Genomic DNA, 16,056 nt, shown 5'->3' with positions numbered 1-16,056 from the left:
CCCCTGTAGGTTTTGATAGGCAACCTTCTTTATTGCACAACCTTAATTTTCACCTCAAAAACCTCATGTAAACCATCAGGATTTGCATCAGGGTTTTCAATGACTAATTCATCATTTTGAAATTGGTAACTTACATTTTCACCAGTTCTTAATAATTTCACAGAGACCACATTTTTAATATTTTGAATACGAATAGGTTCTCCTGGCTCACAGTGTTCATAAAATCCACCTTTTTGCCATTTAGATTCTCCTGGGCGAGCATGTATATACCAAATAGAACCATCTTTTGATGTTGTAATAGGAACGTTTGAGTGCTCAGGGAAGTGTGTTCCTTTCACGTTGAAAAATGAAATACCACTATGTGACATCCATCGTTCCATTCGCTCAAACATTTTGTAATTTTCTTCTGGTAAAGTACCATCAGGACGTGGCTTGATATTCAATAAAAGATTACCCCCCCAAGATCGAACTCTAGCCGCTGCAAACATAATATCACCAAGGTCACGAATCCTTTCACTGTCTTTGGAGCTTCCATCATAAAACCATCCATACCCTAAATTTATGCCCATACAGACCTCCCATTTGATCCCTTTTTCTTGGAGCTTTTTCATGTATTTCCATTGCACATTATGAAAATTTTCAGGAGTTACATAGTGTGCACCGGGGTAAGGACCATTTTTAAAATCTTTATGATGAACATTTCCTCTATTGTTAAATACCATATCGGTATTATATGTATGCGCTGTTTCCTCTAAAGACAGAGGAAGTCCAGAATCCCACCACCATAAATCTGGGGTGTATTTCTCCATCAATTCAAGAGCGATTTTTTTCTTTTGCTCTATAATTTTTAGAGGTAAAGAAGGAATAGTATTCGCTTTTACATATTCCCCTTTCCAATTGAGTTCCCCTTTTTTAGTTTTCATCAGAGACATATAATCTCTATCTAGATACCAATCCACTCCAGAATAGTAAAAGCCAAGTTTAAGGTCATTTTCCTTCACTGCATCAACATAAGGTTGAATAAGATCTTTACCATTGAGGTATTTTTGCACACCAAAATCAGTATGATGACTTGGCCATAGTGTATATCCATCATGGTGTTTAGAAGTTAATACAACATATTTAAAACCAGCTTTCTTAGCGGCTTCAATCCATAAAGAAGGAGCATAGTTTTCGGCTTTAAATTTTTTTGTTGAGGTAGTATAGTATTCTTCATATGAAACCATGGGAGTCGTAGCTCCCTTTGATGACGGTCTACGCATTTTCCATGGTGAACCATAATAGGCAGAAGCAGGGCCCCAATGAATAAATAATCCTAACCCGGCATCTTTAAACCAATCTCCACCCTTTGAAAAGGGTAGAGGTTGCTTTAATTTTAAACGCCATGGTAAATCGCCAGAATTATCTCCACCTTCCATTTCAACAGCTAGGTCAGCTACCTCTTTTTGAGATAATTGTTTGCCTTTTTGTTGTCCACAAGAAAGAAGAGTAGAGAATAATAATGCAAGAATGATAATGTGTTGTTTCATCTTAAAATTTCACTTCCACTGTTTCACCTGCCACCATTTCTTTCACTTGTTGCTTACCTTTATAAAGTAAAGTACAAGGTCCGTTTTTCACTGAAGTGATGCTTAATGTTTTCAGTTTTCCATTTTTCCATGAAATGTCTATTACATATCCGCCTCTGGCTTTTAAACCTTTTACACTGCCACTCTTCCATGCTTTAGGAAGGGCAGGGAGAATTTCTAAAGTACCCGTTTGCGACTGAATCAACATTTCTGCCATACCTGCTGCACCGCCCATATTTCCGTCTAATTGGAAAGGAGGATGACCACAAAACAGATTGGCGTAAGTTCCTGAACTATGAATACTCTCGTCTTCAAAACCGATAGGTTGTAACAACCTTCTGTATAATTGATACGCTCTATCCCCGTCTTTTAAACGCGACCAGAAATTGACTTTCCATGCTAATGACCAACCTGTTCCTCCGTCACCTCTAGCATTTAAACTTACTCTCGTAGCTTCTGCCCATTCGGGTGTTTTTTCTAAGGAGATTTGCTTGCCGGGGTGTAAGGCATACAGATGAGAAACGTGTCGGTGCTTGTTATCAGGATCGTCAACATCTTCCATCCATTCTTGTAGTTGTCCCCATGAACCAATGGTTGGAGGAGCAATTTTATCTCTAATCGTTGTGATCTCCTTTTTAAAATCTGCATCAATTTCGAGTACCTCACAAGCAGCTATACAGTTATTAAATAAGTCCCATGCAATTTGATGATCCATTGATGCTCCTTTTGAAATCCCTCCATGTTCAGGAGAATAAGAAGGGTAGGAAACTAAATTTCCTTTTTCATCTTCTTGAAGATAATCTACCCAAAATAAAGCCGCCTCTTTCATAATTGGATAGGCTTGATTTTTCAAGAATTGATCATCTTGTGTAAACTCATAATGTTCCCATAAATGCTGTGAAATCCAACCTGCACCTGCGGGGAAGAATCCCCATGGGAAACCCCATCCAGAAGAAGTATATCCAAATGGGTTGTTCATAGTACTGACCGTCCAACCTCTCGCATTAAAGAACTCTTTGGCGGTTACTTTTCCCGGCTCAACTAAACTTTCAATATAATCGTTCAAAGGCTCTTCACACTCACTTAAATTGGCAACTTCTGCAGGCCAATACAGCATTTGTTGGTTGATGTTCATATGATAATCACATGCCCATGCAGGGTTGGTAGAGTTGTTCCATTTTCCTTGTAAATGCATTGGCATTGTACCCGGTCTTGAAGAAGAAATCATTAAATAACGACTGAATTGGAAATACAATTGTTCCAACCAAAAATCATTTTTTCCTTTAGAATAAGCCATTAAACGACGATCTGTAGGAAGGTCTTCTCCTTCTTTATATCCTAAATGAAAATCTACTCTTTCAAATAAATTTTGATAATCTAAACGGTGTTCTTTTTGAAGATCTTCAAATGATTTTCCTTTTAATTGATGTATTAGTTGCTTGTTCTCTCCAATAAAATCATTCCCTGTATACGTAGGGTATTGATTGATATAGTCTGTTGTGGCTACATGATACGCCACAAAGTATTTTGCATTTTTGACTTTAATTTTTCCTTCATCAAAACTCACTTTACCATCAGATGCTATCTTGAGGCAAGTTTCAAATTGCATACCGTTGTCAATTACTTCTCCTTGATAAGAATAAAGTCCTTTTTTAAACGATTCCTTTGTTTTTTTATGAGGAGATGAAAAAGCAATGGTATAATTTTCAGCCTGATCAGATTCAAACTTATAAGCCATTAATTTTGATGGATAATTACCAAAGTAGGTTCTTTTATAATGGTTATCACCTATGTTATAAGTAACATATCCTTCTGCTTTTTCGATATCTAAACTACGTTTGTAATTGCTTACTTTTTCAGAGTGATTGACAGTGATAAAAATATCACCTGTGGTTTGTTGCGCACCATAATCACCAAATGTACTTAGGTCATTCTCACTTTTATGCAGCACACCTGTCAGTTCCTTTTTCGCCAAGGCATGTGCTTCTTCAAATTTACCTTCATCTAATAATTTACGCACAGGAGCTAAGTGTTTCCAAGCATCCTTTCTCACACCAAAATTATAATCTTCGTTGCTACCGGGACCGCCACTCCATAAAGTACCTTCAGAAAATTGAATTTGCTCTTTGTTGATTCCTCCAAAAAACATCGCTCCCATATAGCCATTTCCAATCGGTAAGGCTTGAGATTGCCAGTCTTTAGCAGGAGCATCATACCATAATCTTAAAGCATTTTCTTCCTTGTGTTCAGCTAAAAAAGTGTTTAAAGCTTTCGGTTGTCCTTTTAAATAACCTAAAGAAATTAAGAACTGATCTGCATCTATCATCGTTTGATAATGCATTTCTAAATTCATGTCTTTGTTGAAAAAAGCGTGAACTTGATCTTGGTATAATTTAAGATCGCAACGCACACCATTTTCATCCATTTTATTTTTGAACTCCTTGGCTAACTTTGGTTTAAAGACTGTGTCTTTCGTTCCCAACATTATCAGTGTTGGAGGGGTATTTTTGTCTATATTATGAAAAGGAGAGAAATCCTCCCAATAGTCTTTTACTCTATTATATCCATAGCCTTCTTTTCCATTATGAAGTGCTGGATTAAAAAGGACTAATGCTTCTGGTCTACAACTTACAGAAGTATCTTCACCTTCCTCATTAAAACCATCAATAATGGCCAAAGCTGCGGCTACATGACCGCCTGCTGAACCACCGCCTGCAAGAATTTCATTGGCATTGATACCGTATTCATTGGCGTGAGTTCTCAACCATCGCATGGCCGATTTCCCATCCTTTACACACTCTATTGGAGAAGTTCCGTTAGCTTTATTGACTCTATATTGAGCACTTACCACTACTAAACCTCTAGAAGCAAGGTATTCACTTTGTGCATAAAGTTGACTAGGTGCACCGCCATTCCAACCGCCGCCATGGAAAAACAATAAGGCCGTTGTTTGGTCTGTTGCTTTATGGTTAGGGGGATAAAAGAAGTGAAGTTTTAAATCTATATTATCAATAGTTTTATACGTCACTACCTTATCAGGAGCATTTATTTCTTTTGCTTTTAAGGGGTTGATAAATAATAACCCAACAAAACAGAGTAATATTAAATAATAACTTTTCATTTCATTTAGTTTGTATTACCAAACACTTCAATTTCACCAATCGAAAGTGTTTTTTCTTTTTGTTTAAATGTGAATCGTAAGAACCTTACTTTAGTCGTTTCTTTTATTTTCCACTCTAGGTAAGGTGTTTCTTTTGTATTGTAAACAGCACTTTCAAGAGGAATCCAGTCTTTTTGATTCACTGAAGACGTTAGTTCTATTATCACTTTAGTTTTAGATGTAAAAAGAATATTGACCTCTTCTATCGTGTAAAAGTTTTCCATATCTAATTCCCACCATAAGGCACCATCTTCCAAAACAGCTTCCCATTTTGTCCATTTATGCCCATCATTGGCTAAAGAAGCAGGTTTTGTACCTTTTGAATTTGTTCGTGTAGGGCGCGCATCCGACACTTTTACAGAAGTACCCGTTTCTATCGCTTTTTGCCATCTATAATCTTGATAAGGTCTGTTTTTGACAAGTGGAGTTACACCTGCTTCAAATTTTGGAAGACCTTCTGTAGTAATTTCAATTTGTGCCGATTTCAAACCTTTAGAAGTCGCTTCAATGATCGTTTTTCCGCCTTCATAACTTCTAAATTCTATGGCAGCATGACCGTCTAATATTTGAATATCATTTCTTGTTGTTTCTTTAAAAGTGATGCTTCTACCCGTTGGAAATTCACCCGGACCAGAGATAATGGTTAAAGTAACTTCAGGACTATTTGAGATATGAACACCATTTTCATCCAATACTTGTACATTAAGATGTATATCATCGGTGGCATCTGTTCCTTTAATTGTTGTTTTATCTGCAAATAATTTCAATCCTTTAGGAGTCCCTTTTTCTGGCCATTCTGGAGGGGCAATACCTCTGAAATAATTACGGTACCAATACCATGAACGTTTAGGGATTCTAGCATAATCTACAATACCCATTTCGCCCATATTGCCCGCAATACTACCATGATCAAAACCACACCAAATGGCATGACCACTTCTCCATTCTGGTTTTTCACCGTCTGTGACGTGACCCCAACAAGCAGTATAATCACCTGGTCTGTCTGTTACACAAGATCCATATTCACTCACCATGTTCGGAAATCCTGGATTTTTGTAAAGCGTAGCACCATCACCATTATAACCAGCGATATCTCCCAATACATCAACTTTTTGACGTTGGGCTCCACCAATCATAGCAGGTCTAGTCGGATCTAATTTGTGTGCTTCATCTACTAAATCCACCAGTAATTTCTTCATGGGTTCTATCACTTTAGAAGAAGTAAAGAAAGGCTCATTACTCATACTCCAAGCAATCACTGAAGGACTATTTCTGTTACTTGCAATCAAGTCTTTTAGAGTCTTTTCAGCACTTAAATTATAGGCTTCCCAATCTTCTTCTTTGGTTGGGTAAGTACTCGATTTCCAATTGCCTTCATCAATAAAACCGCCAATACCCCACACACAATTTTCAGGAATAAAGAAAATTCCCAATTCATCACAAGCTTCTGTAAAATACGGGTGATGAGGATAATGTGACCCTCTAACCATATTAAAACCCGCTTCTTTCATCAATTTCACATCTCTGTAGATACCTGCTTTTGTCACAGCATCTCCCCATCCTGCGTGATCTTGATGTACATTGACGCCTTCTAAAAATAGGTGTTTTCCATTAAAAAAGAACCCTTTATCCGCGGTCCATTCAAACCATCTAAAACCAAATTTCGTAGTCTTTTGATCTACTAATTTTGAAGCCTCATACACCGATTGTTGAATATGGTAACGGTAAGGATCTTCCAAAGTCCATAAATGAGGTTGCTCTATATCTTTGGTTTCTTGATGAATTTCCCCTGTGTTATTTCCTTCGATGGTCTGAGTATTTTTCAATTCTGAAATCACATTACCATCAGCATCAATTAATTGAGACACCAATTCAAAAGTCTTGCTTTGAGAAGATTCATTTTTGATGGTTGTAGCGATTTTTACATCACTTTTCTCTGTACTTATATTAGGCGTTGTGATAGCCACGCCATGCCAATCGATATATAATTTATCTGTGATATTAAGGTAAACGTCTCTATAGATACCTCCACTAAATACATGTTCTCCAGCTCTAGGAGCAAGTTGTGCATCCCAAATATTATTCACACGCACCGCCAAAAGGTTCTCACCTTCTTTCACTGCATTTGATATATCGATTTGGAAACTAGTGTATCCGCCATGATGTTCACCTACTTTTTTGCCATTTAGAAATACTTCTGCTACTTGGAACACTCCATCAAATTCTAATTTGATCACCTTACCAAGCCAATCTTTATTAATTTCTAAATTCTTCTGATACCATCCGTATCCAACATAAAAACTTTCTGATCTGAAATAAGGAATACTAAAACTATGCGGAATACCCACGCCTTCCCATTTTCCTTCTTTTTTAGAAGAAGAGAAGTCATCACTTTCCTCACTAAAAGTAAAAGTCCAGTCTCTATTAATGTTTATTTTTTGTCTTACGCTATTTTCTTTTTCAACAGAACATGAGAAAAATGAAGTTATAAAGAGTAATGCTATTATAGTTTTTTTCATTTGATTTTAGCTAAAAGTACCATTCATTTTGCCATTTAATCACAGGCTTATCTTCTTCAAATTCTATAGGAAGCCATATATACCTACCATCAATTGCATTTTCAGGTGTCCAACGATCTGCCATAAAAATGAATTCATCTTCTTTTCCTTTTAAAGGTAAAACATAAGTACTTTGTGATTTAAAGGTAGTATTATTATCACCCTCACTTCCTCTACAAGGATTTCCTAAAGAAGTCCAAGGACCAAGAGGATGATCAGCCACAGCAGATCTTGCTGCATTTGGTTTCCATCCCGTCAGCCCAGAAGTAATCATATAGTATTTTTCTCCTTTTTTGAAGATTGCAGGAGCTTCGTTACATTGCCCTTCAAGTGCTCTTGTATATTTTCCTGTAAAATCTTGGTAATTATCCGTTAATTCAGCGATATGTAAAGTAGTATTTTCTTCAGAAGAAAAAATATGATACGCCTTACCATCAACATCAACATAGAGCGTCATATCTCTTGCCATTTGTCCTTTTTGAAGATCACGCTGAAGAAAAACACCTTCAGCAGCGGCATTAAAATATTCTTTAGACCATTTTTTTATACTCTCTAAATTGTAATTTTTAGTTTTTAAACTATCAGGGTAATCTATTGGCCAAATTCCACTATTGGGGTTTACACTTTTAAGGTATTGATAAGGCCCTGTGATCTGATCACTTACCGCAACACCCGTCATAGCAGCTTTATAGCCTTGTCCTTTTAGTTCATGATGAAACCACATCACAAATTGCTTGCTTTTAGCATTATAAATCACTTTTGGACGTTCAATAACACAACCTTTGATTAGTAAAGAAGTAGTATCATTACTCACAGAAAGTGCAATTCCTTCGTCTGTCCAATTGTATAAATCTTTAGAAGAATAACAATGAACACCTACCTGCGAAGTGTTGCCTATTTTCCCATCAACTTTATGTTCACCAAACCAATAATAGGTGTTTTCATGATCAAGAATTCCTCCACCATGTGCATTAATATGTACCCCATTATTGTCGAGCCACTTCTCACCAGGCGTGAATTTTGATACTTTTTCTTGACAAGAAAAAAGCAATACCAAACTTATAATTAAACTATATCTCATTTTCTATTTCATTTTTTTGTTTGATGATTCAGGTTGTGTCAGTTTGTATTTTTTATCATACAATCCCACTTGCTTCTTTCTCCATCGAGCACCTTCCAAATACAAAGGTTGAGGACAAGAAACATCCCAATCGCCTAATTCTTTTAACATAGAAACCACTAGATCACGGTTTTCTGCCGCTACATCATTTAGTTCTGAAGGATCTTTATCGATATTATAAAGCATTGGTAAACGGTCTGGAAGGCGAATTAATTTCCAATTTCCTTTTCTGATACCGGCACTGATAGTAAAACGCCACATCATTGTTTCATGAGGGTTTCCATTTATTTCTTTAGTGATATAAGGGTAGATATTCACCCCATCTAACTTGTCTTTTTCGGTTGTTTTTCCTCCAGCTAAAGCCACAAAAGTGGGTGTGAGATCTAAAGAAGAAATAGGTTGATGATATTCACCATGTTGCAATTTATTGGGGTAAGAAATCACAAAAGGAACACGGATGCCGCCCTCTAATAAAACGCCTTTTTGTCCATTTAACGGAGCATTTAAAGACGCATTACTATGACAAGGACCTCCATTATCACTTAAGAAAACAATCACTGTGTTTTCATACACTCCTTGTGTTTTTAGTTCATTGATAATTCTACCTACATTAATATCAAAACGGTGAATCATTGCAGCATACGTTCTTCTTTTTTCGTCTTCAATATCTTCATAGAGTGCTAAATCTTTCTCTAATGCTTGCATTGGTGCATGTGGGGCATTGAAAGACGCATACAAAAAGAAAGACTCTTCTTTATGTCTTTTGATAAAATCTACACATTCATCCCCTTTATCATCCGTTAGGTAAGTGATTTGTTGAGGTTCTTTGTAGTTCGATTCTAAAGCACGATTGTATTTTTTACCGTCTGGGTCTTGATGAAAGTAATTATGACCGCCACCTCTGTAGCCCCAAAATTCATGGAAACCTCTTTTCGTTGGGAAAAAATGATCCGCTTCTCCTAAGTGCCATTTCCCCACAATTCCATTGACGTATCCTAATTTCGCTAATCGGTCTGCTATCGTAATTTCTTCTACAGGAACACCTGCATAATTGTCGTCAAACTGAGGTAAATTAGCAGTGATATTATTGTCTACACCAAAATTAACTTGGTTTCGTCCTGTCATTAATCCAGCTCTAGAAGGTCCACAAACAGGAGCAGAAACATACCCTTGTGTAAATTTAATTCCTTCGTTTGCCAATTGATCTATGTGCGGTGTTTTGATCTGTGTACTTCCATTAAAACCTACATCAGCATAGCCAAGATCGTCGGCAAGGATGATAACAAAGTTCGGTTGATCACTTTTATTTTGTGAAAAAATAGGAGAAGTTACTCCTAAAAAAATCAAGAGCGATATAAAAAGTGGATTGTTCATTTCAAGTTTGTTTGATAATGATTAAATATTACCAAAATAGATGGGATAAAAGGGGAAAAAATCGGCTTAAATTAGCACAGAAATTACAATAGAAATTTTATAATATTAATTGCACTCTTAGAACAAGTTCTATCTATAAATTCTGATGTGTTAGGTTAGTTGAGTATTTTTTAGATAAATATGAATAACAAGTGTTCCATCAGAAGAAAGAACACTTGCATTATTTTATATTTTCTTTTTCGAAGATTCAGGTTGCTCTAATTGATAGTTAACATCATATAAATTTACTTGTTCTCTTCTCCAACGATTACCTTCCATGTATAAAATTTGAGGACATGATACGTCCCAATCTCCCAATTGTTTTAGCATTTCTACCACCATATCACGGTGTTCATCTGCCACATCATTTAATTCTGAAGGATCTTTATCTAAATTGAATAACATTGGTAATCGGTCTGGAAGACGAATCAGTTTCCAATTTCCTTTTCTGATACCAGCACTAATAGTAAAGCGCCACATCATTGTTTCATGAGGAGTACCTTTGACTTCTTTTGTTAAGAAAGGATAGATGTTTACACCATCCAATTTATCTTTTTTAGAAGTAGTACCTCCTGCTAAAGCCACAAAAGTAGGGGTTAAATCAAGTGATGTAATCGGTTGATTATAAACACCTTTTTTCAAATATTGTGGATAAGAAATGATAAAAGGAACACGAATTCCACCTTCTAATAAAATACCTTTTTGACCATTTAATGGGGCATTAATTGAGGCATTATGATCACATGGACCTCCATTGTCGCTTAAGAAAACAACGACTGTATTCTCATAAAGGCCTTGTGTTTTTAATTCTTTAATGATTCTTCCAACATTGATATCAAAACGATGAATCATTGCTGCATAAGTTCTTCTCTTTTTGTCTTCAATATTTTCATAAAGTGCTAAATCTTTCTCTAATGCTTGCATAGGAGCATGAGGAGCATTGAAAGAAGCAAATAAGAAGAAAGGATCATTTTTATGTCTTTTGATAAAATCAACACATTCATCTCCCTTGTCATCTGTAATATATGTAAGGGGTTGAGGTGTTTTATAATTACTCTCAATATTATTTGGATAGGGTTTTCCATTGGGTTTTGTAGGAACATAATTATGTCCCCCACCTCTGTAGCCCCAAAATTCATGAAATCCTCGTTTGGTAGGGTGGAAATGATCGGCTTCTCCTAAGTGCCATTTTCCTACTAAACCATTCACATAACCTAGAGCAGCCAAACGGTCTGCCATAGTAACTTCTTCTACCGGTACACCTATATAGTTTTCATCAAATTGAGGAAGGTCGACAATGGGGTTATTATCAAAACCAAAGTTTACTTGATTTCGCCCAGTCATTAATCCAGCTCTTGAAGGTCCACACACAGGAGCAGACACATACCCTTGAGAAATTTGAATACCATGTTTTGCTAGTTGATCAATATGAGGAGTGTGGATCTGTTTACTCCCATTAAATCCCACATCAGCATAACCCAAATCATCTGCTAGAATTAGAACAAAATTAGGTTTTTGATGCTCTTTTTGACCGAATACATTGAAACATCCCCCTATGAAAAAGGAAAGTGTAATTATTAATTTGAAGTTCATTTCATCTTATTTTGATAATGATTAAAGATGGTTTAAAATTAGTCTTGCAAGGTGTTTAAATTCATCAAATAATAGCATAAATAGATCTATTGAGGATTACAGTTATTGTTTTTAGCCTAAAAACAGATGTTTTCAAATGGGAATTCTCTTTGTTGAGTTTTTCCACTTCTTCATAGTAGTACTATGGTTTACATTCAAACCACGGAATTTATAAAGGCACTTATCATGTAAATAATAACAATAATTGAGCACGATACATCTAATTGAACCAATTGTTGATACATTCTAATCAAGAGTTCAGGAATGAAAAATAAAGTCAGATTATTTGTAACTGAATGATTAAATTTGAATTAGAACAGATATACTAACAGCATTCAAAATGAAAAGAATATTCTATTTATTTATTTTATTTCCATTATATGTTTTTTCTCAAAATCAATCAAGGGAAGAACTTATTTTAAGAGAGGGATGGAAGTTTATTAAAAACGATGATCAGTTATTTAAAAATGAAAATTTTGATGACAGTCAATGGGAGCAAATTAGCTTACCTCATGATTGGGCCATCAAAGGACCTTTTGATAAAAAATATGACCTTCAAAAAGTAGCCATTTTTCAAGATGGTGAAAAAAAAGCTACAGAGAAATCGGGAAGAACAGGTGCCTTACCTTACATTGGCACAGGGTGGTATCGTAATACAATTCATATAGATGAAAATCTTGATAGTAAACAATACTTGCTTCAATTTGATGGGGCAATGAGTGAAGCGCAAGTTTTTATAAATGGTAAGAAAGTAGGAGAGCATCCTTATGGTTATGCTTACTTCTATTTTGATATCACTTCTTACTTACAAGAAGGAGACAATACATTGGCAGTACGTTTACACAATGAGCCAAAATCCTCAAGATGGTACCCTGGTGCAGGTATATATAGAAATGTAACCCTCATCACTAAAAATGAATCCAACTTTGAACAGTGGGGTACAACTATCACTACTCCTTTTGTCGATGATCGTCAAGCAAAAGTAGTCGTTAACTCTCAAGTAAATGGGGATGTAGATCAGGTAACTTTCGAAATAGTAAATCATGAAAATGAGGTAATAGCGAAGGGAACATCCAATACTAAATATGGAAATCAATTTGAAAGTATCTTGGAAGTGAAAGACCCTCAATTATGGAGTCCTGAAAGCCCTTATTTATATCAAACAAAAATTACAGCTTATCAAAAGGGAAAAGTAACGGATGAAATAGAAAAGACATTTGGTATTCGAACAATTAGTTTTACTGCGGATAAAGGGTTTGAATTGAATGGTAAACAAAGGAAATTTAAAGGTGTTTGTTTACATCATGATTTAGGACCTATAGGTATTGCTATTAATAGAGCAGCACTAAAACGTCAGTTGGTAATTATGAAAGAGATGGGAGCTGATGCCATTAGAACTGCACATAATATGCCTTCTATTGAACAAATGGAACTATGTGATGAGATTGGTTTGATGGTTATTGCGGAAAGTTTTGACGAATGGAAGAAACCAAAAGTAGACAATGGGTACCATAGATTTTTTGATGATTGGGCTCAAAAAGATATAGAAAATTTAGTGAGAAGATTAAAAAATCATCCTTCTATCGTTATGTGGAGTGCAGGGAATGAAGTGCCAGATCAGTTTGGTAGTGTGGGAGTAAAAAGAGCCAAATGGTTACAAGATATTTTTCATAAAGAAGACCCAACACGCCCGGTAACGGTGGGCATGGACCAAGTGAAAGCAGTAATGGAAAGTGGTTTTGGGGCGATCTTAGATATACCGGGATTAAATTATAGAACACATCTTTATGATGAAGCTTTTGAAAAATTCCCTCAAGGTTTTGTATTAGGATCTGAAACCGCCTCAACAGTAAGTTCTAGAGGAGTTTATAAATTTCCTGTAGAAGAATTTAAGAAGAAAAAGTACGATGATTTCCAAAGTTCTTCTTATGATTATGAAGCTTGTCCGTGGTCAAATATTCCTGAAGACGATTTTATTTTACAAGACGATAAACCTTGGGTTTTAGGGGAGTTTGTCTGGACGGGTTTTGATTACTTGGGAGAACCTTCTCCATATAATGAAGAATGGCCATCAAGGAGTTCTTATTTTGGTATTTGTGACTTGGCAGGGATGCCTAAAGATCGTTTTTACCTTTACAAAAGTAGATGGAATACAGCAGAAGAAACGTTACATATTTTACCTCACTGGAATTGGGAAGGTAGAGAAGGAGAAACCACCCCAGTATTTGTTTACACCAACTATAATTCTGCAGAACTCTTCATCAACGGGAAGAGTCAAGGAGTACGAACTAAGGATAAAGATACTCGATTAGATCGTTATCGTTTACGATGGATGGATGTAAAATACCAAGCAGGTACAGTGAAAGTCGTGGCCTATGACGATGCAGGAAATAAGGTAGCAGAAAAGGAAGTTCATACAGCCGGAAAACCACATCATTTTAAATTAGAAGCAGATAGAAAAACTATTAATGCAGATGGGGAAGACTTAAGTTTTGTCACAGTTTCTGTGGTAGATAAAGAAGGTAATCTTTGCCCTAATGCTAATATTCCTCTCACATTTAATGTCCAAGGTCAAGGTTCTTTTAAAGCCGTGTGTAACGGAGACGCAACCTCTTTAGAGCTATTTCACCTTCCTAAAATGAAAACTTTTAATGGGAAATTAGTGGTATTAGTACAGTCGAAACAGATAGAAGGGAAAGCGATATTAAAAGTGAAAGGTAAAGGAGTAAAACAAAAGTCGATAGAGATCGCTGTAGCTAAGGATTAGAAAATCAATATCATCACCAATTTTATCATTACCTATTTTATTGATGAAGTTGGTGTTGCTTTTTCTTTGATACTACTTTCTGTGAGTTCTATTTTCCGTCAACTTAAGGTGAGAGTTTTCAACAAATTAACCTCTGATTATCATTTCGAGATTGTAAAATGAAATGTTGAACCGGAGCCTACTTTTGAGGTCAGCCATATTGTACCATTATGTAATTCAAGTACTTTTTTACAGTAGGATAGCCCTATACCTGTACCAGGAAATTGATCATGCGAATGTAATCTTTGAAATATTTTAAAGATCTTACCAAAGTGAGATTCTTCAATTCCAATACCATTATCCGAGACAGAAAATTTATAATTATCAGCCTGTTCTACTGAATTAATTGTAATCTCAGGTAGAATTTTTTCTTCAGTGTATTTAATGCCGTTAATGATAAGGTTTTGGAATAGCTTTATTAAATCATATCTATGTCCTTTTATTTTGAAAGGTTCACCTATGTATTTTATGCTTGCTTGTTTTTTATTGATTAAATCTTTTAAATCAGTTTTTAATACGTCATCAATTAATTTTTCTACATCAATCTCGGTCTCCTTGGTTTTCTTTCCAATTTTTGAATACTCTAAAACATCTTTTATTAAATCTCTCATTCTGTAAGTATTTTCAGCTATTACATCAATACTTTTTTGTCCTGTACAGCTCATTTTATTTTTTTCTTTCATCAATATTTCTGAAAATGATAAAATGATGTTTAAAGGTTCTTGTAAGTCATGAGAACTGATATAAGAAAATTGTTCGAGTTCTTTATTTCTAGTTTCAAGTTTGGTTTTAATTTTATTCAGATCGGTTTCAATTTTTTTTCGACGAATAATTTCATCTTCTAGTTCATTTTTTGAGACAATAGTTTCGTTGAGTTCCTGTAAGACAGACTCAATAAATCGGGCAAGCATTCCAAATTCGTTTTTTGATTGTATGTTGAATTTAAAATTCAAATTCCCGTTCCCCACGTGTTCTAACCCTTCTCTGATGTAATAAATTGGTTTGTTAATAGAGTAGTATAGGTATAATGAAACTATGATAATAATAATTGTTGTAAACCCAAACAGAGCGATAAGAAGTAGAAAATTTGATCTTTTTATTTGTTCAGGTTGTTGGCTCCGAATACCTAATAAATATAATTCTTCTTGCTTAATTTCAGCAATTTGTATTCTTATTTTATCCATAAACAGTTTACCGGAATCATTATCAACGATTTCCTTTGCTGCTTCAAAACCAACGTTTTTTCGTAAATCGATAGTGAGGTTTAATTCTTCAATTTTCTTATCAACAGTCACCTTAAGGGAATCAATTCTGATGGTCTGCTTTACATTATCGGAAGTTAAATCTCTTATTGATTTGAGTTCTTTGTGAATGATTTTTTTACTATTTAGGAAAGGCTCTAAATATTCTTGTTTGCCTGTGATTAGATATCCTCTTTGCCCTGTTTCTAAATTAACTAGTAAAGCTTCTATGTTCCCTAATTGAGTAAGTACTTCATGAGTATGTGAAATCCAATAGCCACTTTTTATGATCTTATTTGAATTACTGTGTGAAATAGAAATAGAAATAATAACTGAGGCAGTAACAATTGCAAAACCAATAATTATTTTAGTTGTGATATTTATATTATTTAAATTTTGCTTTTTAATCATTTTAAGTGGTTAATAATTAGGTTTTTAGTGTGATAGCTATATACTAAATATATCAAACCTCTATCACTTCTAAAAAGTTAGAATGATAATAATTTGATTTTCCTATGAGGGTACAAGGTCATTATTTGTAGAGTACAATAATAATGT

8 protein-coding genes are annotated in these 16,056 nt (G+C 35.1%); 1 reads left to right on the top strand and 7 read right to left on the bottom strand.

What is annotated here, in order from left to right; genetic code table 11:
* Positions 1–29: 29 nt before the first annotated feature.
* The 6 genes from NH26_RS24150 to NH26_RS24125 form a co-directional block, all read right to left on the bottom strand.
* On the bottom strand, positions 30–1,529 hold the full coding sequence (locus NH26_RS24150) for an alpha-L-fucosidase (RefSeq protein WP_044217269.1): 1,500 nt from the start codon (positions 1,527–1,529) through the stop codon (positions 30–32).
* 1 nt (position 1,530) lies between these two features.
* Complete coding sequence (locus tag NH26_RS24145) at positions 1,531–4,689, bottom strand: glycosyl hydrolase family 95 catalytic domain-containing protein (RefSeq protein WP_084812371.1); 3,159 nt, start codon at positions 4,687–4,689, stop codon at positions 1,531–1,533.
* Between the two features lie 5 nt (positions 4,690–4,694).
* Entirely contained in the window at positions 4,695–7,247 is a 2,553-nt protein-coding gene (locus tag NH26_RS24140; protein ID WP_044217267.1) for a glycoside hydrolase family 2 protein, read from the bottom strand.
* Between the two features lie 10 nt (positions 7,248–7,257).
* Positions 7,258–8,367: a glycoside hydrolase family 43 protein gene (locus NH26_RS24135; protein WP_044217265.1), complete on the bottom strand. Its 1,110-nt coding sequence runs from the start codon at positions 8,365–8,367 to the stop codon at positions 7,258–7,260.
* 3 nt (positions 8,368–8,370) lie between these two features.
* Positions 8,371–9,780 (bottom strand): sulfatase-like hydrolase/transferase, encoded by a 1,410-nt coding sequence (locus NH26_RS24130; RefSeq protein ID WP_044217262.1) that lies wholly within the window; start codon positions 9,778–9,780, stop codon positions 8,371–8,373.
* A 225-nt stretch (positions 9,781–10,005) separates the two neighbouring features.
* On the bottom strand, positions 10,006–11,412 hold the full coding sequence (locus NH26_RS24125) for a sulfatase-like hydrolase/transferase (protein WP_044217260.1): 1,407 nt from the start codon (positions 11,410–11,412) through the stop codon (positions 10,006–10,008).
* 379 nt (positions 11,413–11,791) lie between these two features.
* Between NH26_RS24125 and NH26_RS24120 the strand changes: the two genes are divergently transcribed.
* Positions 11,792–14,218: a glycoside hydrolase family 2 TIM barrel-domain containing protein gene (locus tag NH26_RS24120; RefSeq protein ID WP_044217257.1), complete on the top strand. Its 2,427-nt coding sequence runs from the start codon at positions 11,792–11,794 to the stop codon at positions 14,216–14,218.
* A 140-nt stretch (positions 14,219–14,358) separates the two neighbouring features.
* Here the strand turns inward: NH26_RS24120 and NH26_RS24115 are convergent, their stop codons facing one another.
* Positions 14,359–15,909, bottom strand: coding sequence for a sensor histidine kinase (locus tag NH26_RS24115; RefSeq protein WP_052431707.1), 1,551 nt, complete (start codon positions 15,907–15,909; stop codon positions 14,359–14,361).
* Positions 15,910–16,056: the final 147 nt, after the last annotated feature.

The sequence above is a fragment of the Flammeovirga pacifica genome, from assembly GCF_000807855.2.
GTDB classification, from domain to species: Bacteria; Bacteroidota; Bacteroidia; order Cytophagales; family Flammeovirgaceae; genus Flammeovirga; species Flammeovirga pacifica.
Note: the sequence above shows the minus strand (reverse complement) of the source record. Positions and strands in the feature narration are given on the sequence as shown.